Below are 25,366 nucleotides of genomic sequence, written 5' to 3' on the forward strand. Positions count from 1 at the left end.
TAGTTAATAATCAACTTGAGTGTGATTCATAATAAAAATAATTATTATTTTCAGCCCCTCCATTATGGAGGAGCAATAATAGTATAGTTTTCCTGTATTCCTAACGATCCAGTTAGGCTTAGAGAAATCTAATTATGAAGCACTCCTGAGAGCAACCCTTCCAACTTTATCAATATAATCCGCATACCACTGCATCATCTCTCTCCTGCCTTCCAAATACAGCGCATGGTTGTACGTCCCGCGAATCGCATTCTTATCGACATGCGCAAGCTGGGTTTCAATCCATGCGGTATTGAACCCTTCCTCATGCAAAATCGTACTCATCGTGTGGCGGAAACCATGCCCCGTTACCTTCCCCGTGTACCCAATCCGCTTAAACACCTGATTAATACTCGCTTCGCTCATTGTTTTGCGGGGATCATTCCTCCCAGGAAACACCAGAGGATATTGCCCAGACATCACTTTGAGCTGCTGTACGATCTCCAGCGCTTGGGTAGAGAGGGGCACCAGGTGAGGCCGTTTCATCTTCATGCGCTCTGCAGGTATTTCCCACACCGCTTTTTCAAGATCAAACTCACTCCAGAAAGCACCTCGAAGCTCACCGGTGCGAACCCCCGTAAGGATCAGCAAACGTGCGGCAAGAACAACCAGCGGGCTGCCTGTATAGCCAGAAAGAGCTTTAAAGAAATCTGGTAACTCCTCAACGGTAAGGAAGGGATAATGCTTCGATTCATGCCCTGACATCGCGCTGGTTAGATCCGCAGCCGGATTGTATTCCGCACGACCGGTAACTATGGCGTAGCGAAAGACTTCGCTGCAGCGCTGGCGAACTTTCTTGGCCTTCTCTGTCGCACCACGGCTTTCCATTCGACGCAGTACATTCAACAGAACAAGAGGCTTAATTTCATTGACTGGCTGCTGACCGATATAGGGAAAAATATCTTTATTTAAAGCTTCGATAATGTCCGATGCATACCCTTCTGACCATCTGCTCACCTTCGTACCGTGCCACTCAAGCGCCACAGACTGGAACGTATTATTGAGCTGCACATCACGAACCAGCTTTTCTTCTTTCTTGGCAAACGATGGATCGATACCCTCGGCCAGCTTTTTCTTGGCTTCATCGCGTAGTGCCCTCGCTTGAGCAAGGGACACTGCCGGATAAACGCCAAAAGCCATACGCTTCTCTTTTCCATTGAAGCGATATTTCATTCGCCAGTATCGAGAACCAGAGGGAACGACTTCAAGATACAAACCAGCGCCATCTGCCAGCTTATAGGCTTTCTCTCTGGGTTTAGCTGCATCTACCTGTCGCGCATTTAGCTTCATTGGGGGCATCTCCCTGGACCGAACACAGAATGCCCCCACTTATGCCCCCAACTGTAACTTGATTCCGGTTGAGTCCAGTTGATAACAGGAGATAAAATACGGGCTATAAACCGCAGTATACGGGCTTTTAGTTGATTTCGATAGACTTGGGAAGAGTTTGAAATGGTGCCGATAATAGGAGTCGAACCTACGACCTTCGCATTACGAATGCGCTGCTCTACCAACTGAGCTATATCGGCCCTGAGAGGCCGGTTACGAATGTAACCACGGGGCAAAAGGTTAGATCTATCCGGGTGATGCGTCAATGCCCTTTTGAATCAAACGGCTATTTTTGCATCACCCGTGATTATTTACGCACGAATCGTATCGTCACCGAAGCCGATCCACTTGTAGGTGGTCAGCGCTTCAAGGCCCATCGGACCGCGCGCGTGCAGTTTTTGCGTGCTGACCGCCACTTCTGCACCTAGTCCGAACTGGGCGCCGTCGGTGAAGCGGGTAGAGGCGTTCACATATACCGCGGAGGAATCCACTTCGTTCACGAAGCGATCGGCATTGCGCAGCGTGCGCGTCAGGATGGCGTCAGAGTGCTGCGTGCCGTGTTCACGAATGTGCGCAATGGCGTCGTCGAGATCCGCAACCATTTTCACGTTCAGATCCAGCGACAGGAACTCGTCGTCGTACTGCTCCGCTTTTACGGGAACCACGTTAGCCGGGCCACCCTGGAGCAGCGCGAGGGCGCTGGCATCAGCGTGCAGCGTCACCCCGCTCTCCGCCATCTGCTTGCTCAGAGCAGGCAGGAAGGCGCTCGCAATCCCCTGGTGCACCAGCAGCGTTTCCACGGTGTTACAGGTGCTTGGACGCTGGGTTTTCGCGTTGACGATAATCTTCAGCGCTGGCTCAATTTCGGCGCTGTCGTCCACCACGATATGGCATACGCCGATACCGCCCGTGATGACCGGAATGGTAGACTGCTCGCGGCACAGCTTGTGCAGGCCCGCGCCACCGCGTGGGATCAGCATGTCGATGTATTTGTCCATGCGCAGCATCTCGTTGACCAGAACACGGTCAGGACTCTCAATCGCCTGCACGGCCCCCGCCGGCAAGCCGCACTCTTCCAGCGCCTGCTGGATGACTTTCACCGTCGCGGCGTTGGTGCGCCAGGTCTCTTTCCCGCCGCGCAGAATGGCGGCGTTACCGGTTTTCAGGCACAGGGAAGCGACGTCGACCGTCACGTTTGGTCGGGCTTCGTAAATCACGCCGATGACGCCGAGCGGCACGCGGCGACGCTCCAGACGCAAACCGCTGTCGAGCAGCCCACCGTCAATCACCTGCCCTACCGGGTCGGCCAGATTACAAACCTGACGGACATCGTCGGCGATGCCTTTCAGGCGTTCCGGGGTCAGGGCCAGGCGGTCGAGCATCGCTTCGCTCAGGCCGTTTCGACGCGCTTCCAGGAGATCCTGCTCGTTGGCCAGCAAAATATCCTGAGACTGTGCTTCCAGATAATCAGCGATTTTTTCCAGCACGCGGTTTTTCTCGCGGCTGGAAAGGAGCGCCAGTTTGTAAGAGGCGGCCTTCGCGGCTGCGCCCATTTGTTCCAGCATGTTCTGGCTCCTTAACGAATAATCATGTCATCGCGATGCACGGCAACCGGGCCGTATTCATAGCCCAGAATGGCGTCGATCTGCTGCGAGTGGTGGCCCGCAATGCGGCGCAGGGCATCGCTGTTATAGCGGCTTACGCCGTGGGCGATGTCGCGACCTTCAAGGTTACGGATGCGGATCACTTCACCACGGGAGAAGTTGCCTGTCACGCTTTTAATTCCTTTAGGAAGCAATGAACTCCCGCGTTCCAGAATCGCCGCCGTCGCGCCTTCATCAACGGTGAGTTCACCGGCAGGCGGTGCACCAAAGATCCAGCGCTTGCGGTTTTCCAGCGGGGATTCCTGGGCGTGGAAGCGGGTGCCGACGGAGACGCCTTCCATCACGTCGCCAATCACGCCAGGGCGGCTGCCCGCCGCGATAATGGTGTCGATCCCGGCACGGCAGGCCACGTCAGCGGCCTGAAGCTTAGTGCCCATGCCACCCGTCCCCAGGCCTGAAACGCTGTCACCGGCGATGGCGCGCAGGGCATCGTCGATGCCGTGAACGTCGGCAATCAGTTCGGCTTCCGGGTTGGAGCGCGGGTCGGCGGTAAAGAGTCCCTGCTGATCGGTCAGCAGCAGCAATTTATCGGCACCGGCCAGAATCGCGGCCAGCGCAGAAAGGTTATCGTTATCGCCCACTTTGATTTCAGCGGTGGCAACGGCATCGTTTTCGTTAATAACGGGAACAATATTGTTGTCCAGCAGCGCGCGAAGGGTATCGCGCGCGTTCAGGAAGCGCTCCCGGTCTTCCATATCCGCACGCGTCAGCAGCATCTGCCCAACGTGAATACCGTAGATGGAGAACAGCTGTTCCCAGAGTTGAATGAGTCGGCTTTGTCCCACGGCGGCCAGCAGCTGTTTAGAGGCGATCGTCGCGGGGAGTTCGGGGTAGCCCAGGTGTTCACGCCCGGCGGCAATTGCCCCGGAGGTCACAATCACAATACGGTGCCCTGCGGCATGCAGCTGAGCGCACTGACGTACAAGCTCAACAATGTGGGCGCGATTTAGGCGGCGCGATCCGCCTGTTAACACACTGGTACCGAGTTTTACCACCAGCGTCTGGCTGTCACTCATGATTCTCTGCCGTTCAACGATAAGGGAAAGTAATGTCGAACGAACGTTTTAACAGGAGTCAGCCCGGTTGCCAACTGCCTTAGTGCATCACCAGGCACTTTGTTGCGCGGGATCAGGAAGCGTAGCGGCAGAATTTGACAAATTTATTACCGTAATAATAAATCACAGTTTTTTAAAATTATTCTTAGTTTGTCATAAAAGTTTCATTCCAGAACGATAAAACCCTTCCTGTTTTTTCACGGGACTTAAGCATCAGCTTATCGTCCAGCGAATTTTTAAAGCGCGTTTATAAGACAGGATCGAAAATGAAAAAGAGCACTCTGGCATTAGTGGTTATGGGCGTGGTGGCTTCCGCATCTGTTCACGCAGCAGAAGTTTATAATAAAAACGGTAATAAACTGGACGTGTACGGCAAAGTGAAAGCTATGCACTATATCAGTGATGATGACACCAAAGATGGTGACCAGACTTACGTTCGTTTCGGTTTTAAAGGCGAAACCCAGATTAACGATCAGCTGACGGGCTACGGCCGTTGGGAAGCAGAATTTGCAGGTAACAAAGCGGAGAGCGACTCCTCGCAGAAAACACGTCTGGCATTTGCTGGTCTGAAGCTGAAAGACTTTGGCTCTCTGGATTACGGTCGTAACCTGGGTGCGCTTTATGACGTCGCGGCATACACCGATATGTTCCCTGAGTTCGGCGGTGACGGCCTGGCACAGACCGACAACTTCATGACGAAACGTGCCTCCGGACTGGCCACCTACCGCAATACCGACTTCTTCGGCATGGTAGACGGTCTTGATATGACCCTGCAATATCAGGGCAAAAACGAAAACCGCGACGTGAAAAAGCAGAACGGTGACGGCTTTGGTACGTCTCTGGCCTATGACTTTGGCGGCAGCGATTTCTCCGTCATTGGTGCTTATGCTAGCTCCGATCGCACCAACGAGCAGAACCTACTGGCGCGCGGTGAAGGTAAAAAAGCCGAGGGCTGGGCAACCGGTCTGAAATATGACGGCAACGATATTTACCTGGCCACTATTTATTCTGAAACCCGCAATATGGCCCCTATCTCAGGTGGTTTTGCTAATAAAGCGCAAAACTTCGAAGTGGTTGCACAATATCAGTTTGACTTTGGTCTGCGCCCATCCGTGGGTTATGTACAGTCCAAAGGTAAAGATATCGAAGGCATTGGCGACGAAGATATCGTGAAATACATTGACGTGGGCGCCACGTATTACTTCAACAAAAACATGTCCGCGTTTGTTGATTATAAAATCAACCAGATTGACGACGATAATAAACTGGGCGTGAGCAGCGATGATATCGTTGCGCTGGGTGTGACGTATCAGTTCTAAGATTATCCAAATAAGAAAATCCCGGCAGATAAGCCGGGATTTTTTTTGCCCAGGATAAATGCAGTCTGCTGCCCTCACCCCGGCCCTCTCCCACAGGAGAGGGAGAAGACCATTACGCGGTCAGCTTCACCGCTTCGCTGGAAAAGTCATCCGCTGGCTCGAACTTAAGGTCCAGAGTGGCCAGCAGCGCGCTCGCTTTGTCGTGGAACTCTTTCAGGGTATATTCCAGGCGATCGATCACTTCCTGATCTTTGATGGTAGTGGCCTGCCAGTTGCCGTCTTTGTTAAACAGGCCAAACTGGTAGCTATACGTAAAACGTTTCTCCTCTGCTTCCATTTCCATCCACCAGCCCCAGAATTCACGTTTTTCGGGTGCAGGCTTCACGTTGACGCAAACAGCCAGGCAGTCGAAAAAAAAGCGATTCTCTTCACACTGCTCTTCTCGAATATACGGGCCAAGAGCCATAAATTTCTTAATCAGCCTACTTTTCGGGTGTCCACTCGGTAACGTCATTGCGATCTCCTTTTGTGAAGCCACTGTTTTACCAAACCAGCGAAATTTAGCAATCTATTAACACACTCTCTGGGCGATCCAGCGCGTGATCTCTTTCAAGGCTTTGTCAAAATTCTGATACACCGGGCTGAACGGCACCTCAAGCAATTTGCCATCCGCAGATGACGAAGTGATTAAGCGCGACTCTTCCTCCGGGCTGAACGGATCGTTTTTCCAGAAACCGGAAAGCATCGGCGTCGGGCAGCGGCGTCCAAGCAACCCTTGCGTTTTTAACGAGTAACGATTGAGTTCAACGCGCAGCGCTTCGTCTGAGGCATCATGCATGCCAAGGCGGCTGGCAAGGACGTCCAGATACATCTCCGGCACGCTCCCCTGACGGACAGGATCGCTGAGCAGGGCATGAACCACCGGCCCCAGACAGGCGACAGCTTTCAGACGTGAAGATTCAAGGTAAGCCAGACGCACAGCGACGTTCGCCCCAAAACGGAAGCCAAATGCGGCGACGCGGGTGTGGTCAACCCACGGAACATTTTCCAGCGCTTTAAGCGCATGCTGGTGCAGCAGGCTCGAATCCTGCGTTAACTTCCACTTCGACGAGAACCCAATAGAAGGCATATCGAGCGTCAGCATCGCGATCCCTTTTGGTGCGAAGTAGCGCTCATACAGGCTGTAATAGTCGATTTGCAGGGAATCCAGCCCGCCGCACATGAGCACGGTCGGGAACGGGCCGTCGCCTTCAGGCATGTGCAGGAACCCGGTGACGGGCGCACCGCCCGGAACGGCGAACTCAAGCTCGCGCATCTGACCCGGCAGGCGTTGAGCCGCCTCCTCATAGGCACGATTTGCCAGCGCCTGAGCCTGCTCGGCCAGCTCATCCCCTTTCAAATGCGGATAGGCGGCGATGGCGTAGAGGTTGGCCGCATGCAGCCAGTGCTTGCCGCTTCGCGTGGCATCCTCCTCCTGGCTGGCTTTTTGCTGCCAGAGCATCGCCTGTTTAGACCATTCGTAGATCCAGTTCCCGCCCCGGTAGCCCACCACCGTGTCGTAGAGCTCGCTGTCGGTACGCTCCGACTCGCTCATCACGATACGCGCCTGCACGTCGAGAATTTCACGGGGGTCTATACCGCGCCAGATCCACATCAGGCGGTTAATCATGCGATACCAGTGGGGCACGTTTTTACCGTCTAACGCAGACTGGACGGCAGGCATGGTACCCGGATTAAACCGACGGACCAGCGTCGACGTTTCAGGGTGTTTGAAACGGGGTTTGAAGAGAGTCTCGGTGAGATTCGCCTGCGTCATTGCGTTGCCTCCATGGATACGTCATATAGTGCCCATTGTAACGCGTGGCGGGATAAAAAGAACAACGCCCGGCATAGCCGGGCGTGTAAAGTTACGTACTGAAATTAACGGCCTGAAATAGGCGGTACGAAGACCACGCCCATATCCCACGGCTGTTCAATCCAGGTATCCTGCGGGATATCAATGACGTAATCGTCAACCAGTGGGCGACCCGCTGGCTTAGCGAAGATCGTCACGAAGTGCGCTTTTGGATACATTTCGCGAATAGCGACCGCAGTACCGCCGGTGTCCACCAGATCGTCGATAACGATGAAGCCTTCACCGTCGCCTTCAGCGCGTTTCAGCACTTTCAGCTCACGCTGGTTGTCATGGTCATAGCTGGAGATGCAGACGGTATCGACATGACGAATACCCAGCTCGCGTGCCAGCAGCGCCCCCGGTACCAGACCGCCACGGCTGACGGCAATAATGCCTTTCCACTGTTCGGAAGGCATCAGACGCGCAGCCAGTTTGCGTGCGTGAATCTGCAACATGTCCCAGGTGACGACGTATTTTTCGCTCATGTGAAGTGTCCCAGCCTGTTTTTATACGGCTTAAAAAGTGTTCGAGGGGGAAATAGGTTGCGCGAGATTATAGAGATCTGGCGCACTAAAAACCAGTGTTTAGCGCTCCCTGCCTGAGTTTTTACATGCTTTATGCTACCAGCCAGCAGAGAAAGTGGTATTCTCAGTTGCATCTCGCAAGCCCGTCTTGTGGTAACTATTAACCTGCTAACCCTGTGGCCTGCAACCCTGTTTGCAGCGCCTCGACAAGGAGACTTATCGTGTCTGAACTGTCTCAATTATCTCCGCAGCCGCTGTGGGATATTTTTGCCAAAATTTGCTCCATTCCACACCCTTCCTACCATGAAGAACAGCTTGCCGAACATATTATGGGTTGGGCGAAGGAAAAAGGCCTGCACGCTGAGCGCGACCAGGTTGGCAACATTCTGATCCGCAAACCGGCTACCGCAGGCATGGAAAGCCGTAAACCGGTTGTGCTGCAGGCGCACCTGGACATGGTGCCACAGAAAAACAACGACACCGTTCACGACTTCACTAAAGACCCAATCCAGCCTTACATCGACGGCGACTGGGTAAAAGCGCGCGGCACCACCCTGGGCGCGGACAACGGCATCGGTATGGCCTCTGCGCTGGCGGTGCTGGCAGACGACAGCGTTGAGCATGGCCCGCTGGAAGTGCTGCTGACCATGACCGAAGAAGCGGGCATGGACGGCGCGTTCGGCCTGCAGGCGAACTGGCTGCAGGCAGATATCCTGATTAACACCGACTCCGAAGAAGAAGGTGAGATCTACATGGGCTGCGCGGGTGGGATTGATTTTATCTCCACCCTGCCGCTGTCCCGCGAAGCGATTCCTGCGGGCTTCCAGACCTTCAAGCTGACGCTGAAAGGGCTGAAAGGCGGTCACTCCGGCGGTGATATTCATCTGGGCCTGGGTAACGCCAACAAACTGCTGGCGCGCTTCCTGGCGGGCCACGCGGCCGAGCTGGACCTGCGTCTGGTGGACTTCAACGGCGGCACCCTGCGCAACGCGATCCCACGCGAAGCCTTTGCCACCGTGGCGGTGCCAGCGGCGAAAGCGGACGAGCTGAAAAAGCTCTCCAGCGTCTACCTGGATATCCTGAAAAACGAACTGTCGGCGAAAGAGAAAAACCTGACCGTGGTGCTGGAATCCGTGTCTACGGATAAAGCCGCGCTGACCGCGCAGTCTCGTGATACGTTCGTTCAGCTGCTGAACGCGACGCCAAACGGCGTTATTCGCAACTCTGACGTGGCGAAAGGCGTGGTGGAAACCTCTCTGAACGTGGGCGTGGTTACCATGAGCGACGACAGCGCGGAAATTATCTGCCTGATCCGCTCCCTTATCGACAGCGGTAAAGAGTATGTAGTAAGCATGCTGGAATCTCTGGGTGCGCTGGCGGGCGCGAAAACGTCTGCAAAAGGCAGCTATCCGGGCTGGCAGCCGGATGCAAGTTCTCCGGTAATGGCGCTGGTGCGTGAAACTTATCAGCGTCTGTTCAACAGCACCCCAAACATCCAGGTGATCCACGCGGGTCTGGAATGTGGCTTGTTCAAGAAGCCGTATCCGGACATGGACATGGTTTCCATCGGGCCAACCATTACCGGTCCACACTCGCCGGATGAGCAGGTTCATATCGAAAGCGTCGGCCATTACTGGACGCTGCTGACGGAACTGCTGAAGGCGATTCCTGCGAAGTAATACCCTCACCCCAGCCCTCTCCCTCAAGGGAGAGGGTGAACAACCTGGTGCCACCGGGCTATTACAATCCCAAAACCAACTGACGTTCTAACTGCGGGTCCAGTAATGTGACATGCAGTCCCACAAGCCGAACTCCCCTTCCGCCCCGCCGCTCTTCCCACGCCTTTTTCGCCGTTGCAATGAGATCTTCTTTGTTCAGGCGCGGCCAGACGTGCTCCTGCGTTGTCTGTTGAAAGTCGTTAAATTTCAGTTTTATGCCCTGTCGGGCAATCAGTAAATCAGGCTTTACTTTGATCAGGCGTCGTTCCAGCTCCGGATAGAGCTGTTCCGTAATAATGGTTTCGCATTCCGACCAGTCATGGATGTCTTCGCTCAGCGTGCGCTCAACCCCGACCGATTTACGTAACCGTTCGCTGCTTACGCTGCGCTCATCGATGCCCTGGCTGCGCTCCCACAGCACGCGGCCAAACTTCCCAAAGCGCTTGAGCAGCATCGCCAGGTCGCTTCGCTGCACGTCTTCGCAGGTACGTAACCCCATACTTTCCAGCTTCGCGGCGGAGACTTTACCTACGCCGGGAATTTTGCCAAGCGGCAGCGTTTTTAAAAACGCCGGGACCTCTTCAGGGGTGATGACGTACTGGCCGTTGGGTTTATTTAAATCGGAAGCGATTTTGGCGAGAAATTTTACCGGCGAGACGCCTGCCGATGCGGTGAGATTCAGCTCGTTAAAAATGGTCTGGCGGATCTCCTGCGCCATCAGGGTAGCGGAGCCATGACAGTGCAGGCTATCGGTGACATCCAGATAGGCTTCGTCCAGCGAAAGCGGTTCAATCAGTGAGGTGTAGCGGGAGAAAATTTCCCGAATATGGTTTGAGGCTTCTTTATAGGCGTCAAAGCGCCCGGGCAAAAGAGTGAGGTGCGGACACAGTTTCAGCGCCATCGCCGTCGGCATGGCGCTGCGCACGCCAAATTTGCGTGCAGGGTAATTGGCGGTGCTGATCACACCGCGCTGAACGCGGCTGCCGCCAATGGCGATGGGAATATCCCGCAGCGCCGGGTTGTCACGCATCTCCACTGCGGCAAAAAAGCAGTCCATATCGACATGGATTATTTTGCGCATCGGTCATACCACACATGTATTTATATACAGTATAACAAAAGGTAAAAAATGCGTCAGCTATTTTCCTTACTCACGGCTGTCATATAAATGTGTTACAAACATTCGTAATAAAGCCTTTATATACATATATTTAGGGAATTAATGGAGGGTAATCATTCATGAAGAAAATTCTATCGATTTCGCTACTGTTTCTGGCGAGTGCTGCATCAGCAAATCCAGAAATCATCGCTCATCGGGGTGGCACTGCGGATGCACCTGAAAACACTCTGCCAGCCATTAAGCTCGCGCTCGAAAACAAAGCAGATATCGTCTGGATAACCGTGCAGCTAAGTCGGGATGGCGTACCGGTTCTCTATCGACCAGCCGATCTGAAAGCGTTAACCAATCTGCAGGGGAAGGTGTCACAGTATACCGCTGAAGAACTGGCAAAGGCGGATGCCAGCATGAAGTGGAAAGATAAGGGCCTGCCGGAAAACCTGCTTAATTCCCCGATACCGACGCTGAAGTCGGTACTGAGCGCCTGGCCAGACACGCGATTTTTCATTGACATCAAATCGCCGGATGCCGATCCGGCGACCATGAGCAACGCGCTGCTTAACGTATTGAAAGAGACCAACAGCTTGAATCGGGTTCGCGTCTATTCAACCGAAGATCGCTATATGGAAGCATTGCCTGCCGAAATCCCCCGCTTTGTCACACGCAGCGAAACCCGCACGCGTCTGGCCACGATTTCGCTGAGCCACGAATGTCTGCCTCCTTCACAAAAAATGGACGATTACTGGTATGGGCTTGAGTTAAACCGAAAAGTAGAGGTGGTTGAGAAATTCACCTTAGGCGAAGGTGTCTCTCCTGCAATATTAACGTGGGACAAAGAGGCCGTTGATTGCTTCCGCTCTCAGGGCAATGCCCATCTGATTTTTATCGGCGTGAACTCTGAAGAGGATTACCAGAAGGCGAAAACACTGGGTGCCGAAGGGGTTCTTGTGGACTCGCCAGCCAAAGCCAAAAGCTGGAAATAAATGAAAAAGGCCGCAAGAAGCGGCCTTTTTCTAGATGATCCTCTGCTGGTCCCGAGCCATCCGCTTTTTACGCGCATCGCACGGTTCCGGGCAGTCGCACACCTTTTCCATTCCGATGGAAGAGATACCTCCACAGCTGCCCTGAATGCTTTTACGCTTGATGATCCAGCCTAAAGACATACCGAAGATCACCAGCAAAAACACCGCAAAGGTTGCCAGAAAGGTCAGCATAATCAGCCTCCAAAATCATCAAGGAGGATGTTCTCATCTTCCACGCCGAGATCTTTCAGCATCTTGATCACGGCGGCGTTCATCATTGGCGGACCACACATATAGAACTCGCAGTCTTCCGGCGCCGGGTGCTGTTTGAGGTAGTTTTCATACAGCACGTTGTGAATGAACCCCGTATAGCCCGTCCAGTTATCTTCCGGCTGCGGATCGGAGAGCGCCACGTGGAAGGTAAAGTTCGGATTCTCACGCGCCAGCTGTTCAAACTCATCATCGTAAAACATTTCGCGCAGCGAGCGCGCCCCGTACCAGAAGCTGATTTTACGCTTGCTGCCGAGACGCTTGAGCTGGTCAAAGATGTGCGAGCGCATCGGGGCCATACCCGCACCGCCGCCGATAAAGACCATTTCCGCGTCGGTATCTTTAGCAAAGAACTCACCGAACGGACCGGAGATCGTCACCTTGTCGCCTGGCTTAAGGGACCAGATATACGACGACATCACGCCCGGCGGCGCGTCAGGCACGTTTGGCGGCGGCGTGGCGATACGCACGTTGAGCATGATAATGCCCTTCTCTTCCGGGTAGTTAGCCATGGAATAGGCGCGAAGCGCGGGCTCTTTTACCTCGGAAACAAAGCGGAAGAGATTAAATTTATCCCAGTCGGCCCGGTACTCATCGGGCACGTCGAAGTCCGCATACGCCACGGTGTGCGCCGGACAATCAATCTGGATATACCCGCCTGCACGGAACGGCACGCTCTCCCCTTCAGGGACACGCAGCTTAAGCTCTTTAATGAACGTAGCTTTGTTATCGTTCGAGATAACCTCGCACTCCCATTTTTTCACGCCGAAGATCTCTTCCGGCAGCTCAATCTTCATGTTCTGACGCACCGCGACCTGGCACGCCAGGCGGCAACCCTCTTTCGCTTCACGCTTCGTGATATGCGACAGTTCAGTTGGCAGAATATCTCCGCCCCCCTCTTTCACCGTCACACGGCACTGCCCGCATGAGCCGCCTCCACCGCAGGCTGATGAGACAAAAATCCCGTTGCCCGAGAGCGTATTAAGCAGCTTGTCCCCTGCCGGAGTGCGGATCTGGTTCTGCGGATCGTCATTGATATCAATGATCACATCCCCGGAATTAACCAGCTTTGCGCGCGCCGCCAGAATCAGCCCTGACAGCACCAGTACTATCAGCGTGAACATCACCACGCCAAGAATAATTTCCATCTGTTAGCCCTTATAGCTGCACACCGGAGAAGGACATAAAGCCCAACGCCATCAGGCCGGTGGTGATAAAGGTGATCCCTAAGCCACGCAGCCCAGCGGGCACGTTGGCATATTTCATTTTTTCACGGATCCCCGCCATGGTGACAATCGCCAGCATCCAGCCGATACCGGAACCGAAGCCGTACACCACCGATTCACTGAAGTTGTAATCACGCTGCACCATAAACGAGACGCCACCAAAGATGGCGCAGTTCACCGCGATCAGCGGCAGGAAAATCCCCAGCGCGTTGTACAGCGACGGGAAATACTTATCGAGGATCATCTCCAGGATTTGTACCAGCGCCGCAATCACCCCGATGAAGGTGATGAAGTTAAGGAAGCTGAGATCAACGCCCTCCACCAGCGCGCTGTCCCGCAGCACAAAGTTGAACACCAGGTTGTTAATCGGAACCGAAAGCCCCAGCACAACGGTAACCGCCACGCCCAGGCCAAATGCCGTCGAGACCTTTTTAGAAACGGCAAGGAACGTACACATGCCCAGGAAGAAGGCGAGCGCCATGTTTTCAACAAACACCGCGCGCACAAATAAACTCAGGTAATGAGCCATTGTCGGTTACTCCTTTTCCTGCTGTTCAGGCTTCAACGTACGAATCAGCCAGATCAGCAAACCGATAATGAAAAACGCGCTTGGGGCCAGCAGGAACAGGCCGTTCGGCAGATACCAGCCGCCGTTCTGGACCGTATCCAGCACCTGAACGCCAAACAGCTTGCCGCTGCCAATCAGCTCGCGCAGGAAACCGACCGTCAGCAGGATCACGCCGTAGCCCAGGCCGTTGCCGATACCGTCCATAAAGCTCGCCAGCGGCGGCATTTTCATGGCGTAGGCTTCAGCGCGCCCCATCACGATGCAGTTGGTGATAATCAGGCCGACAAACACCGAAAGCTGCTTCGAGGTTTCGTAGGCGAAAGCGCGCAGCAGCTGATCGACCACGATCACCAGCGAGGCGATGATCGCCATCTGCACGATGATCCTCACGCTGTTAGGGATGTGGTGGCGGATCATGGAGATAAACATGCTGGAAAACGCCGTCACCAGCGTTACCGCCATCGTCATCACCACCGCCGTTTCCAGCTTGGTGGTCACCGCCAGGGCTGAACAAACGCCCAGCACCTGCAGGGTTATCGGGTTATTGGCTAAAAGTGGGCCAATCAGCACTTTTTTAACTTCTTTCAGTTCACCCGTATCAGCCATTGTTCAGCGCTCCTTCACGTACATTTTTCAGGAAGGGACCAAAGCCCAGTTCACCCATCCAGAAATCAAAACTGTGCTGTACCCCGTTAGAGGTGAGCGTGGCGCCGGAAAGGCCGTCAACGGCAAATTCATCACCGGGACGCGCGCCTCCTTTCACCACCTTCAGCGCAGGCTGGCCGTTGTCGTCGAGCACTTTCTTACCGACAAACTGCGCACGCCAGTTAGGGTTTTCCACTTCACCACCCAGCCCCGGCGTTTCGCCCTGGTCGTAATAAGTAATGCCTTTGACCGTGCGGCCATCGGTATCCAGTGCCACAAAGGCGTACATCATTGACCACAGCCCGTTACCGTAGATCGGCAAAACCACTTCCTGCACGCGCTTTTGCTCGTCACGCACCAGGTAAATCTCCGCGATGTTGCTGCGGCGCTTAATGCCTGCCGGATCCTGAGAGGCGTCAAGCACGGTGCTCATCTGTGGATCTTTCAGCGCCAGCGCCTGGTTGTATTTCGCCGGGTCTTTATCCATCAGCTCGCCGGTTTTTAAATCCACCAGCCGCGCGGTAATGCGCTCAGCAAACACGGCCGCGACGTCGTCCTTCGTCATGCCTTCCTGCATCAGCCCGGCTACGGCCAGGATATTGCGCTGTTTATCCAGCGCGCGTTGCTCCTGCTGGAGCGGTTTTAACCCTACGGCAGAACCGGCAACCACGATGGAGCAGACCAGACACAGTACCAAAACCACCAGCAGCGTTTTGCTGATGCTGTCGTTATTTTTAATCTCAGCCACGCGCCTTCCTCCGCTTAATGTTGGCGCGCACGACCAGGTAGTCGAACAGCGGCGCAAACAGGTTGGCAAACAGAATGGCCAACATCATCCCTTCCGGATAGGCCGGGTTGACCACGCGAATCAGTACACACATCACGCCAATGAGCGCGCCGTAACACCATTTACCTCTGTCGGTAAACGAGGCCGAGACGGGATCGGTGGCCATGAACATCATGCCAAACGCAAAGCCTCCCAGCACCAGGTGCCAGTACCACGGCATGGAGAACATCGGGTTCGTGTTTGAACCAATGAGATTGAACAGCGTGGCGGTAAGCACCATGCCGAGCATAACGCCCGCAACGATGCGCCAGGACGCCACGCGGCCAAAGAGGATGATGGCCCCGCCGATTAAAATCATCAGGGTAGAGACTTCACCAATAGAGCCCGGAATGTTGCCAAGAAACGCGTCGAACCAGGTCACAGGCTGGCCGGTAGCATTGTTGACCAGCGTTTCGCCGCCGCCTGCCGCCCACTGAGAAAGCGGCGTCGCGCCGGAGAAACCGTCCGCTGCCGTCCACACCAGGTCGCCCGAAATCTGCGCCGGGTAAGCAAAGAACAGGAACGCACGCCCCGCCAGCGCCGGGTTGAGGAAGTTACGTCCGGTTCCGCCGAAGATCTCTTTAGCAATCACCACGCCAAAGCTGATCCCCATCGCCGCCTGCCAGAGCGGCAGCGTAGGCGGAACAATCAGCGCAAACAGAATGGAGGTCACGAAGAAGCCTTCGTTGATCTCGTGTTTGCGGATGATGGCGAACAGCACTTCCCAGAAGCCGCCCACGATAAAGACGGTCATGTAGATCGGCAGGAAGAAGACGGCCCCCAGCGTCATCATGCTGACCCAGCCAGCATCAGCCGCAAAGCTAACGCCCAGCGACTGCGCCAGTCGATAGTGCCAGTCAGATTGGATCACCTGCGCCAGCTGCTGAGCGTCGTACATATGATGCAGCGCCGGAATGGTTTGCAGACCGACGTTGTACATACCCCAGAACATGGCCGGGAAGACCGCAAACCACACCAGGATCATCATGCGTTTCAGATCGATGGCATCGCGAACGTGCGCTGCCCCTTTCGTCACCAGACCCGGAGTGTAGAAAATAGTCGTCGTCGCTTCATACAGCGGGTAGTACTTTTTGAGCTTCCCTTCGGTAAAGTGCGGCTCAATTTTTTCAAAGAGGTGTTTTAATCCCATGGTTATCCTTCCTGCTCAATGCGGGTTAACACCTCGCGCAATACGGGTCCATATTCGTATTTACCTGGACACACATAGGTACAGAGCGCCAGATCTTCTTCATCCAGCTCAAGACAACCGAGCGCCTGCGCGCCGTCGGTGTCGCCGGCCAGAAGATCGCGCAGCAGCACGGTCGGCAGAATATCCAGCGGCATTACACGTTCGTAGTTGCCAATCGGAACCATCGCGCGCTCGCCGCCGTTCGTGCTGGTGGAGAAGTTAAAGAGCTTATGACGCAGGAAATGGCCGAGCGTGGTGCGGGTGACGGAGTATTTTTCTGCGCCAGGCAGAACCCAGCCGAACAGCTCTTTCTCACGCCCTTCCAGAACGACGCTCACCTGAAGATGGAAACGTCCCAGGTACCCGTGCGCATTGACAGCGCGGCGGCCGCTGAGTACCGAGCCGGAAATCAGGCGGTTTTCACCCTCTTTCGTTTCCCCTGCCAGCAGTTCATTAATGTCTGCTCCCAGAAGCGTCTTAACCAGACGCGGGTTTACGGCCTGTGGCCCGCCGATAGCAATGATCCGTTCAGCGCAGAGTTCACCCGTAGTAAAGAGCTTACCGATGGCAATGACATCCTGATAATTAAGGTGCCAGACCTGTTTTTTTAGGCTCACCGGCTCAAGGAAGTGGATATGGGTCCCGACCAGCCCCGCCGGATGCGGCCCGGAAAATTCATTAAACGTGACCTGTCCCAGCGGATGGCCGCCAAGCTTGCCGCCGCCGGCCTGGCAAACGTGCACTTTTCCGGGCGTCAGGCGAGTCAGAACGGTCAGCCCGGCATCAAAGGCTTTACGCTGCGCCAGGATAATGGGCTGCGGATCTGCGCTGAGCGGGTTGGTGTCGATGGCCGTAACGAAAATGGCAGCCGGGGCGGTATCAGGAACAGGTGATTTGCTGAATGGGCGCGTACGAAGCGCCGTCCACAACCCGGATGCCAGCAGTTGAGCCTGCACATCTTCGCGGCTAAGCGTCGCGAGGTCTGCCGCATCATAACGAGCAAACTCACGCTGTTCATCGCCTTCGATGCGGATAACTACCGACTGAAGCACGCGACGCTCGCCGCGGTTGATCGCCACAACGGTACCGCTGGCGGGGGCCGTGAACAAGACGCCGGGATTTTTTTTGTCTTCAAAGAGCGCCTGCCCTTTGATCACGCGATCGCCCTCCTGCACCAGCATTGAAGGACGCATTCCCAGATAATCGTCACCCAAAATTGCGACATGACGGACGCTTGCGCCAGACGAGACGTGCTGCTCAGGCACGCCTGCAATCGGCAGATTAAGTCCTTTTTTTATTTTAAACATGTGGTTAGCAGGTTTCCATAAACAACAATCCAGTGGGCGCGAAGTGTACCATTTTCTCCTCTCTCTCGGGCAGGGAATCCGCCTTTGAGCGCGCCAAATTGCGAGCTATTACGCAAAGTTCCTGGAGCCAGCGCGTTTTTGATGGTTTATAAAGTAAAACTAATTTGTAAACTCACCGCCCGGCTCTTGCGAAAATCTATAGCGGTGCTAATGTGAGCGCACCTAACAGAATAATCTGATTTCGGGTCTCTTTTGCCGTCCTGGCAAGTTAGTCCAGGTTTTATCAAGGAATTTGTAGTATGCGTAAAATCGCATTGTTCATTGCGATGCTTCTGATTCCGTGCGTATCGTTTGCCGGGCTGCTCAGCAGCAACAGCTCCACCACGCCGATCAGCAAAGAATATAAACAGCAGTTAATGGGATCCCCGGTTTATATTCAGATCTTCAAGGAAGAGCGCACGCTCGATCTGTATGTCAAAATGGGCGAGACGTATCAGCTGCTTGATAGCTACAAAATTTGTAACTATTCCGGCGGACTGGGTCCAAAACAGCGCCAGGGCGATTTCAAGAGTCCAGAAGGATTTTACAACGTTCAGCGTAACCAGTTAAAGCCGGATAGCCGCTTCTATAAAGCGATCAACATCGGTTTCCCGAACGCCTATGACCGTGCTCACGGTTACGAAGGAAAATACCTGATGATCCACGGTGCCTGCGTGTCTGTCGGCTGCTACGCGATGACCGACTCCGGCATTGATGAGATTTTCCAGTTCGTGACCGGCGCGCTGGTCTTTGGGCAGCCTAACGTTCAGGTCAGCATCTATCCGTTCCGCATGACGGATGCCAACATGGCGCGCCATAAGTACTCTTACTACGCCGATTTCTGGAAACAGCTGAAGCCGGGTTATGACTACTTTGAGCAGACCCACAAACCACCTGTGGTCTCTATCGTCGATGGCCGTTACGTGGTCAGCAAACCGCTGAGCCACGAAGTCGTCCACCCGCAGCTGGCGTCAAATTACACGGTCCCCGAGACAAAATAGCACCCACTCGCCTGGCATAATCTTTTGCCAGGTTTCGTTGCCCGTCAGCGGCTGCGTTGCAATGACTGTGACCACATCGTTCGGTGTGGTCTCTTTCTGAAAATCTATCTCCACATCCTGATCGAGCAGCGTAGCGACGCCAAACGGCGCGCGGCGCGTGATCCAGAAGAGATTCGTCGAGCAGAACGCCATCACGTAGCGCCCGTCAGACAACAGCATGTTAAACACGCCTTTTTCACGCAATTCCGCTGCCAGCGTCGCGATGTATTTGAATACGGCGGCCATGTTGCCGGGCGTGCGCGGATAACGTTCCGTCAGCTTATGCAGCAGCCAGCAGAAGGCCTTCTCGCTGTCCGTTTCGCCAACCGGACGGAAGTTGCCCGTTTCCAGCGATTTATAGCCCGTAAGCTGCCCGTTATGCGCGTAGGTCCAGTTACGGCCCCACAGCTCGCGGGTAAAGGGATGGGTATTTTCCAGCGCCACTTCGCCGCGATTTGCCTGACGAATATGCGCGATCACTGAACAGGATTTAATGGGGTAATCCTGCACCAGTTTGGCAATTGGTGAGTTAAAGCTGGGCTGTGGATCTTTGAAAGTGCGACACCCTTTGCCTTCGTAGAAGGTGATGCCCCAGCCGTCTTTATGCGGCCCGGTTCCTCCACCGCGCTGCACCAGCCCGGTGAAGCTAAAGCAGATATCGGTTGGCACATTGGCGCTCATCCCGAGCAGTTCGCACATATATCACCTCCACAACAGCGGGGGGCAGCGGTGCCCCCCAGCGAAGTCTTACTTAACCATCTCTTTTTCGATCAGTTGAATCAGGATGTGGATCACTTTGATGTGAATTTCCTGAACCCGGTCTGCATAGCCGAAGTGCGGAACGCGAATTTCGATATCCGCCGTACCGTCCATCTTACCGCCATCTTTCCCGGTCAGGGTGATGACCTTCATCCCTTTTTCACGCGCGGCGGCGATCGCTTTGATCACGTTCGCGGAGTTACCGGAGGTAGAGATACCCAGCAGCACGTCGCCTTCACGGCCTACTGCCTCAACGTAGCGGGAAAAGATGTGGTCGTAACCGAAGTCGTTGCCTACGCAGGAGATGTGGCTCACGTCGGAAATCGCAATCGCCGGGTACCCCGGACGGTTTTCACGATAGCGTCCGGTCAGCTCTTCAGCGAAGTGCATGGCGTCACAGTGGGAACCGCCGTTACCGCAGGAGAGCACTTTGCCACCGGCCTTAAAACTGTCGGCCAGCAGGACCGCCGCGCGCTGAATAGCGTGAATATTGGCATCATCTTTCAGAAAGTTCGCCAGCGTTTCCGCCGCTTCGTTCAGTTCGTTACGAATAAGATCCTGGTACATGAGGATAATCCTTCAGTATTGATGAAATAACACAGTGGAGTGTACCGGATAGCGGGAAAAGCGAGAAGCTAAAGCCATGCGAATCGTCCGGCGTTTTGATTTTTTGTGCCGGCGAAAACGCGAACAATGTGAACCAGGTTGTAATTATTTTGTAAACACATTGCTAAAGGAATTTACATCAACTACAACCATATCATCACAAGTGGTCAGACCTCCTACAAGCAAGGGAGCTTTTCTTTATGATGATTTTGAGCATTCTCGCAACCGTTGTACTGCTCGGTGTGTTGTTCTATCACCGCGTCAGTTTATTCCTGAGCAGCCTGATTCTTCTGGCCTGGACGGCTGCGCTTGGCGTCGCAGGTCTCTGGAATATCTGGATTTTGGTCCCTCTTGCCATCATTCTGCTGCCGTTTAACCTGGCTCCGATGCGTAAGTCGATGATCTCCGCACCGGTGTTTAAAGGCTTCCGCAAAGTGATGCCGCCGATGTCGCGCACCGAGAAAGAAGCGATTGATGCGGGCACCACCTGGTGGGAAGGCGACCTGTTCCAGGGCAACCCGGACTGGAAAAAGCTGCACAACTATCCTCAGCCGCGCCTGACCGCCGAAGAACAGGCCTTTATTGACGGCCCGGTGGAAGAAGCGTGCCGCATGGCGAACGACTTTGCTATCACCCACGAAATGGCCGACCTGCCGCCGGAGCTGTGGGCGTACCTGAAAGAGCATCGCTTCTTCGCGATGATCATTAAGAAAGAGTACGGCGGTCTTGAGTTCTCCGCTTACGCTCAGGCTCGCGTGCTGCAAAAGCTGGCGGGCGTCTCCGGGATCCTGGCGATTACCGTCGGCGTGCCGAACTCCTTAGGCCCGGGCGAACTGCTCCAACATTACGGTACGGAAGAGCAGAAAGATCACTATCTGCCGCGCCTGGCGCGCGGTCAGGAAATCCCGTGCTTCGCGCTGACCAGCCCGGAAGCGGGCTCCGATGCAGGCGCAATCCCGGATACCGGCGTGGTCTGCATGGGCGAGTGGCAGGGCCAGCAGGTGCTGGGCATGCGCCTGACCTGGAACAAACGCTATATCACCCTGGCGCCTATTGCCACCGTGCTGGGTCTGGCCTTTAAGCTCTCCGACCCGGAAAAACTGCTGGGCGGCGAAGAAGACCTCGGCATTACCTGCGCGCTGATCCCAACCTCTACCCCGGGCGTTGAAATTGGCCGTCGTCACTTCCCGCTGAACGTGCCGTTCCAGAACGGTCCGACCCGCGGCCAGGATATCTTCGTGCCGATTGACTACATCATCGGCGGCCCGAAAATGGCAGGCCAGGGCTGGCGCATGCTGGTGGAATGTCTGTCGGTGGGCCGCGGAATTACCCTGCCGTCGAACTCAACCGGCGGCCTGAAGTCCGTCGCGATGGGAATTGGCGCTTATGCCCACATTCGCCGTCAGTTCAAAATCTCCATCGGCAAGATGGAGGGTATCGAAGAGCCGCTGGCGCGCATCGCGGGCAACGCCTACGTGATGGACGCCGCTGCATCGCTGATTACCTACGGCATTATGCTGGGCGAAAAACCGGCCGTGCTGTCCGCGATTGTGAAGTACCACTGTACCCACCGCGCGCAGCAGTCGATCATTGACGCGATGGATATCGCGGGCGGTAAAGGCATTATGCTCGGCGAAGGCAACTTCCTGGCGCGCGGCTATCAGGGCGCACCGATTGCCATCACCGTGGAAGGGGCAAACATCCTGACCCGCAGCATGATGATCTTCGGTCAGGGGGCAATTCGCTGCCATCCTTACGTGCTGGAAGAGATGGCCGCCGCGCAGAATAACGACGTGGACGCCTTCGACAAGCTGCTGTTCAAGCATATCGGTCACGTGGGCAGCAACAAGGTGCGCAGCTTCTGGCTCGGCCTGACGCGCGGCCTGACCAGCGCAACGCCAACCGGCGATGCGACCAAACGTTACTACCAGCATCTGAACCGCCTGAGCGCCAACCTGGCTCTGCTGTCGGATGTTTCCATGGCGGTGCTGGGCGGTAGCCTGAAGCGTCGCGAGCGTATCTCCGCCCGTCTGGGCGACGTGCTGAGCCAGATCTTCCTGGCCTCTGCGGTGCTGAAACGCTACGACGACGAAGGCCGACAGGAAGCGGATCTGCCGCTGGTGCACTGGGGCGTTCAGGATGCGATGTATCAGGCGGAACAGGCGATTGACGACCTGCTGGCCAACTTCCCGAACCGCTTCGTGGCAGGCGCTCTGCGCGCGGTGATCTTCCCGACCGGTCGTCATCATCTGGCGCCGTCCGACAAGCTGGACCACAAGGTGGCGAAGATCCTGCAGGTTCCGAGCGCAACCCGCTCCCGCATTGGCCGCGGTCAGTATCTGGCGCCAACGCCGCATAACCCGGTGGGCCTGCTGGAAGAGGCGCTGCTGGACGTGATGGCCGCCGACCCGATTCACCAGAAGATCTGCAAACAGCTGGGCAAAAACCTGCCGTTTACCCGTCTGGACGAACTGGCGAAACAGGCGCTGGCCGGTGGCATTATCAATAACGACGAAGCTGCGCTGCTGGTGAAAGCCGAAGAGAGCCGTCTGCGCAGTATCAACGTGGATGATTTCGAACCGGAAGAGCTGGCGACGCAGCCGGTAAAGCTGCCGGAGAAGCACCGTAAACCTGAAGCGGCATAACGCGTTTCGCTTATACAAACCCCGCCCGGTGCGGGGTTTTTTATTGCCACATTTTCTCGTAATGACGTGCTACAGTGTCAAAAAGGGGTCGTTTGAGGAGTCTGTATCGTGCCTGGTTTGAAGATTTCGATTTTGCAGCAGCCTTTAGTGTGGATGGATGGCCCTGCCAACCTGCGCCACTTTGATCGTCAACTGGAAGAGATTACCGGGCGAGATGTGATTGTCCTGCCGGAGATGTTTACCACCGGCTTCGCGATGGAAGCGGCTAAACAGTCGATGCCCCAGGAAGAGGTGGTCGCCTGGATGCATGCCAAAGCGCAGCAAACCAACGCGCTGATCGCCGGCAGCGCCGCACTGCAAACGGAACGCGGCCCGGTGAACCGCTTCCTGCTGGTTGAGCCGGAAGGGAAAGTGCATTTTTACGATAAACGCCACCTGTTCCGCATGGCCGATGAACATCATCATTATGAAGCCGGCAACGAACGCGTGGTGTTCGAGTGGCGCGGCTGGCGCATCCTGCCGCTGGTCTGCTACGACCTGCGCTTCCCGGTGTGGTCGCGCAACCGCAACGATTACGACCTGGCGCTTTACGTCGCCAACTGGCCCGCGCCGCGCTCGCTGCACTGGCAGGCGCTGCTGGTGGCGCGCGCGATTGAGAACCAGGCGTACGTGGTGGGCTGTAACCGCGTGGGAACGGACGGCAACGGCCATCACTACCGCGGCGACAGCCGGGTGGTGAACCCGCAGGGCGAGATTATTGCCACCGCCGAGCCGCATCAGGCGACGCGCATTGATGCAGAGCTGTCATTGACGGCGCTGAAGGAGTATCGGGAGAAGTTTCCGGCCTGGCAGGATGCGGATCCGTTTAGCATTGGGTGAAATTTTCCCCTCACCCTAACCCTCTCCCCAAAGGGGAGAGGGGATTGTTCGCAGCTCGCATTAGGGGGATAAAATATTAACTCACTAACGCCTGCCCGTCTTTGCGGCTCTCCGTCGCGGCCACGTAGTGTCCTTCCGGCATACGATAGATCACCTGCGCACCGCCGAAGTTGTAATCCTGGAGCGGATCTTCCACCACGATCTGATGCCCGCGCTCGCGCAGCGCGGCAATGGTATTGCGATCGAACGTCGATTCGACGATCACCTCCCTGCCCTGCACCACGCGCCAGCGCGGCGCGTCGATGGCCGCCTGCGGGTTTTGCCCGTGCAGCATGATGCGCAGCGCCATCTGCATGTGCCCCTGCGCCTGCATCGGGCCGCCCATCACGCCGAAGGACATCAGCGGCTTGCCGCTGCCGTCCATCGCAAAGCCAGGAATGATGGTGTGGAACGGACGCTTGCTGCCCGCCAGCGCGTTCGGGTGATTGGGATCCAGCACGAATCCACAGCCCCGGTTTTGCAGGCTGATTCCGGTATCCGGCACCACAATGCCTGAACCGAAGCCCATAAAGTTGGACTGAATAAACGAAACCATCATTCCGCTGGCGTCCGCGGTGCTGATGTAGACCGTGCCGCTCTGCGTCGGTGAACCGTACACAAAGTCAGAGGCATTATCGCGATCGATAAGCGCCGCACGCGACTTCAGATAATGGTCGCTCAGCAGCTCTTTTGCTGCGAACTCCATGTGTTCTTCATCCGCCACGTAGCGGTCGAGATCCGCCAGCGCCAGCTTCATGGCTTCAATGGACAAGTGCAGAGACTGCACGGAGTCCGGATGATGTTTCTCAATGCCGCACTGCTCCAGAATACCGAGCGCAATCAGCGTGGCGATCCCCTGCCCGTTTGGCGGCAGCTCCTGTACCGAGCCGCCCGCGAAGTCGCGCGACAGCAGGTCAACCCAGTCCACGCGATGGTTTGCCAGATCTTCAGCCGTCAGGTGAGCGCCGTGCTCCCGGGCGAAGGCGGCAATTTTCCGCGCCAGCTCGCCGCGGTAAAAGGCTTCACCGTTGGTTTTGGCAATCAGCTCCAGCGAATGAGCCTGCGCCGGGTTACGGAAGATCTCCCCCACGCGCGGGGCGCGGCCCTCCGGCGCAAAGCAGGCGCTAAAGCCCGGCTGATCTTTCAGCTTGCTATAGCCGCGCTGCCAGAGATGGCCAATCAGCGGCGAGACCGGGAAGCCGTTACGCGCGTAGTCAATCGCGGGCTGCGCCAGCGTGGTCAGCGGCAGCGTGCCGAAGCGTTCCGCCAGGGCCACCCAGCCCGACACCGCACCCGGCACGGTCACCGCATCCCAGCCGATTTCCGGCACCGCGGTTTTACCGGCAAACAGATCCGCATGCCAGCTGGCCGGCGAGCGCCCGGACGCGTTCAGGCCGTGCAGCTTTTCACCGTCCCAGACGATGGCAAAGGCGTCGCTGCCGATCCCGTTGCCGGTCGGCTCAACCACCGTCAGCGCCATGGCGGTGGCAATGGCCGCATCGACGGCGTTGCCACCCAGCTGCAGCATTTTCATTCCCGCCTGCGCCGCCAGCGGCTGCGACGTGGCAACGGCGTTATGGCCCATCATCGGCGGGCGGCGTGAATCGTAACCGGACGTAAAATCAAGCGCTTTGGTCATCATGACTC

The 25,366-nt window shown here is 55.8% G+C and carries 23 protein-coding genes and 1 tRNA gene; 6 read left to right on the forward strand and 18 right to left on the reverse strand.

Annotated elements, in window-relative coordinates:
• Positions 1–132: 132 nt before the first annotated feature.
• The 4 genes from UTO39_RS19445 to proB all read right to left on the reverse strand — a co-directional run bounded on the left by UTO39_RS19445 (position 133) and on the right by proB (position 4,048).
• A complete protein-coding gene (locus tag UTO39_RS19445; RefSeq protein ID WP_060659280.1) occupies positions 133–1,329 on the reverse strand; it encodes a phage integrase central domain-containing protein in 1,197 nt (398 codons plus the stop codon).
• A 163-nt stretch (positions 1,330–1,492) separates the two neighbouring features.
• A tRNA-Thr gene (locus tag UTO39_RS19450) sits at positions 1,493–1,568 on the reverse strand.
• A 111-nt stretch (positions 1,569–1,679) separates the two neighbouring features.
• Positions 1,680–2,933 carry a glutamate-5-semialdehyde dehydrogenase gene (gene proA / locus UTO39_RS19455; protein WP_320727850.1) on the reverse strand — a complete coding sequence of 418 codons (1,254 nt, stop codon included), beginning with the start codon at positions 2,931–2,933 and terminating at the stop codon, positions 1,680–1,682.
• An 11-nt stretch (positions 2,934–2,944) separates the two neighbouring features.
• Positions 2,945–4,048 (reverse strand): glutamate 5-kinase, encoded by a 1,104-nt coding sequence (gene proB / locus UTO39_RS19460; protein ID WP_320727851.1) that lies wholly within the window; start codon positions 4,046–4,048, stop codon positions 2,945–2,947.
• A gap of 305 nt (positions 4,049–4,353) precedes the next feature.
• Here proB and phoE point away from each other — a divergent pair, with 305 nt between their 5' ends.
• Positions 4,354–5,406: a phosphoporin PhoE gene (gene phoE, locus UTO39_RS19465; protein ID WP_061099098.1), complete on the forward strand. Its 1,053-nt coding sequence runs from the start codon at positions 4,354–4,356 to the stop codon at positions 5,404–5,406.
• A 112-nt stretch (positions 5,407–5,518) separates the two neighbouring features.
• Here phoE and crl read toward each other — a convergent pair whose 3' ends face one another.
• From crl to gpt, 3 genes are all read right to left on the reverse strand, one after another.
• On the reverse strand, positions 5,519–5,920 hold the full coding sequence (crl, locus tag UTO39_RS19470) for a sigma factor-binding protein Crl (protein ID WP_008500249.1): 402 nt from the start codon (positions 5,918–5,920) through the stop codon (positions 5,519–5,521).
• A 57-nt stretch (positions 5,921–5,977) separates the two neighbouring features.
• Complete coding sequence (frsA, locus tag UTO39_RS19475; protein ID WP_320727852.1) at positions 5,978–7,222, reverse strand: esterase FrsA; 1,245 nt, start codon at positions 7,220–7,222, stop codon at positions 5,978–5,980.
• A 104-nt stretch (positions 7,223–7,326) separates the two neighbouring features.
• Positions 7,327–7,785 (reverse strand): xanthine phosphoribosyltransferase, encoded by a 459-nt coding sequence (gpt, locus tag UTO39_RS19480; protein WP_003863205.1) that lies wholly within the window; start codon positions 7,783–7,785, stop codon positions 7,327–7,329.
• Positions 7,786–8,045: 260 nt separating this feature from the next.
• Between gpt and pepD the strand changes: the two genes are divergently transcribed.
• A complete protein-coding gene (gene pepD / locus UTO39_RS19485; protein ID WP_320727853.1) occupies positions 8,046–9,503 on the forward strand; it encodes a cytosol nonspecific dipeptidase in 1,458 nt (485 codons plus the stop codon).
• Positions 9,504–9,564: 61 nt separating this feature from the next.
• Here pepD and dinB read toward each other — a convergent pair whose 3' ends face one another.
• Entirely contained in the window at positions 9,565–10,623 is a 1,059-nt protein-coding gene (gene dinB / locus UTO39_RS19490) for a DNA polymerase IV (protein ID WP_320727854.1), read from the reverse strand.
• A 158-nt stretch (positions 10,624–10,781) separates the two neighbouring features.
• Here dinB and UTO39_RS19495 point away from each other — a divergent pair, with 158 nt between their 5' ends.
• Positions 10,782–11,642, forward strand: a complete 861-nt coding sequence (locus UTO39_RS19495) for a glycerophosphodiester phosphodiesterase family protein (protein WP_253540846.1) — start codon at positions 10,782–10,784, stop codon at positions 11,640–11,642.
• A 30-nt stretch (positions 11,643–11,672) separates the two neighbouring features.
• On the opposite strand, the gene nqrM is transcribed toward UTO39_RS19495, so the two are convergent.
• Genes nqrM through UTO39_RS19530 form a run of 7 tightly spaced genes read right to left on the reverse strand, consistent with a single transcriptional unit; the run spans position 11,673 to position 17,712 of the window.
• Positions 11,673–11,873, reverse strand: coding sequence for a (Na+)-NQR maturation NqrM (nqrM, locus tag UTO39_RS19500; protein ID WP_080328118.1), 201 nt, complete (start codon positions 11,871–11,873; stop codon positions 11,673–11,675).
• Between the two features lie 2 nt (positions 11,874–11,875).
• The gene (nqrF, locus tag UTO39_RS19505; RefSeq protein ID WP_045630674.1) at positions 11,876–13,099 is read right to left on the reverse strand and encodes an NADH:ubiquinone reductase (Na(+)-transporting) subunit F; all 1,224 of its coding nucleotides are present in this window, start codon (positions 13,097–13,099) and stop codon (positions 11,876–11,878) included.
• A 10-nt stretch (positions 13,100–13,109) separates the two neighbouring features.
• Entirely contained in the window at positions 13,110–13,706 is a 597-nt protein-coding gene (nqrE, locus tag UTO39_RS19510) for an NADH:ubiquinone reductase (Na(+)-transporting) subunit E (RefSeq protein ID WP_061099102.1), read from the reverse strand.
• Between the two features lie 6 nt (positions 13,707–13,712).
• Positions 13,713–14,351 (reverse strand): NADH:ubiquinone reductase (Na(+)-transporting) subunit D, encoded by a 639-nt coding sequence (locus UTO39_RS19515; protein ID WP_061099103.1) that lies wholly within the window; start codon positions 14,349–14,351, stop codon positions 13,713–13,715.
• A complete protein-coding gene (locus UTO39_RS19520) occupies positions 14,344–15,138 on the reverse strand; it encodes a Na(+)-translocating NADH-quinone reductase subunit C (RefSeq protein WP_320727855.1) in 795 nt (264 codons plus the stop codon). The genes UTO39_RS19515 and UTO39_RS19520 overlap by 8 nt, the downstream gene beginning before the upstream one ends.
• Complete coding sequence (locus tag UTO39_RS19525; RefSeq protein WP_151413060.1) at positions 15,131–16,366, reverse strand: NADH:ubiquinone reductase (Na(+)-transporting) subunit B; 1,236 nt, start codon at positions 16,364–16,366, stop codon at positions 15,131–15,133. The genes UTO39_RS19520 and UTO39_RS19525 overlap by 8 nt, the downstream gene beginning before the upstream one ends.
• Positions 16,367–16,368: 2 nt before the next feature.
• Positions 16,369–17,712, reverse strand: a complete 1,344-nt coding sequence (locus UTO39_RS19530; RefSeq protein WP_320727856.1) for a Na(+)-translocating NADH-quinone reductase subunit A — start codon at positions 17,710–17,712, stop codon at positions 16,369–16,371.
• Positions 17,713–18,011: 299 nt separating this feature from the next.
• Between UTO39_RS19530 and dpaA the strand changes: the two genes are divergently transcribed.
• A complete protein-coding gene (gene dpaA / locus UTO39_RS19535) occupies positions 18,012–18,752 on the forward strand; it encodes a peptidoglycan meso-diaminopimelic acid protein amidase (protein WP_061099107.1) in 741 nt (246 codons plus the stop codon).
• On the opposite strand, the gene UTO39_RS19540 is transcribed toward dpaA, so the two are convergent.
• Together UTO39_RS19540 and lpcA are read right to left on the reverse strand one after the other, a co-directional pair.
• The gene (locus tag UTO39_RS19540; protein WP_028012073.1) at positions 18,723–19,490 is read right to left on the reverse strand and encodes a class II glutamine amidotransferase; all 768 of its coding nucleotides are present in this window, start codon (positions 19,488–19,490) and stop codon (positions 18,723–18,725) included. The two genes, dpaA and UTO39_RS19540, sit on opposite strands and share 30 nt — an antisense overlap.
• A 48-nt stretch (positions 19,491–19,538) precedes the next feature.
• On the reverse strand, positions 19,539–20,117 hold the full coding sequence (gene lpcA, locus UTO39_RS19545) for a D-sedoheptulose 7-phosphate isomerase (RefSeq protein WP_003863232.1): 579 nt from the start codon (positions 20,115–20,117) through the stop codon (positions 19,539–19,541).
• 239 nt (positions 20,118–20,356) lie between these two features.
• On the opposite strand from lpcA, the gene fadE reads away from it, so the two are divergent.
• Together fadE and UTO39_RS19555 are read left to right on the forward strand one after the other, a co-directional pair.
• Positions 20,357–22,801 carry an acyl-CoA dehydrogenase FadE gene (gene fadE / locus UTO39_RS19550; protein WP_048957586.1) on the forward strand — a complete coding sequence of 815 codons (2,445 nt, stop codon included), beginning with the start codon at positions 20,357–20,359 and terminating at the stop codon, positions 22,799–22,801.
• A 108-nt stretch (positions 22,802–22,909) separates the two neighbouring features.
• Positions 22,910–23,680: an amidohydrolase gene (locus UTO39_RS19555; RefSeq protein WP_041911141.1), complete on the forward strand. Its 771-nt coding sequence runs from the start codon at positions 22,910–22,912 to the stop codon at positions 23,678–23,680.
• Positions 23,681–23,756: 76 nt separating this feature from the next.
• Here the strand turns inward: UTO39_RS19555 and UTO39_RS19560 are convergent, their stop codons facing one another.
• Positions 23,757–25,358 carry a gamma-glutamyltransferase family protein gene (locus UTO39_RS19560; RefSeq protein WP_320727894.1) on the reverse strand — a complete coding sequence of 534 codons (1,602 nt, stop codon included), beginning with the start codon at positions 25,356–25,358 and terminating at the stop codon, positions 23,757–23,759.
• Positions 25,359–25,366: the final 8 nt, after the last annotated feature.

Origin of the sequence: Enterobacter sp. 118C5, assembly GCF_034107645.1 — a bacterium.
Taxonomy (GTDB): domain Bacteria; phylum Pseudomonadota; class Gammaproteobacteria; order Enterobacterales; family Enterobacteriaceae; genus Enterobacter; species Enterobacter nematophilus.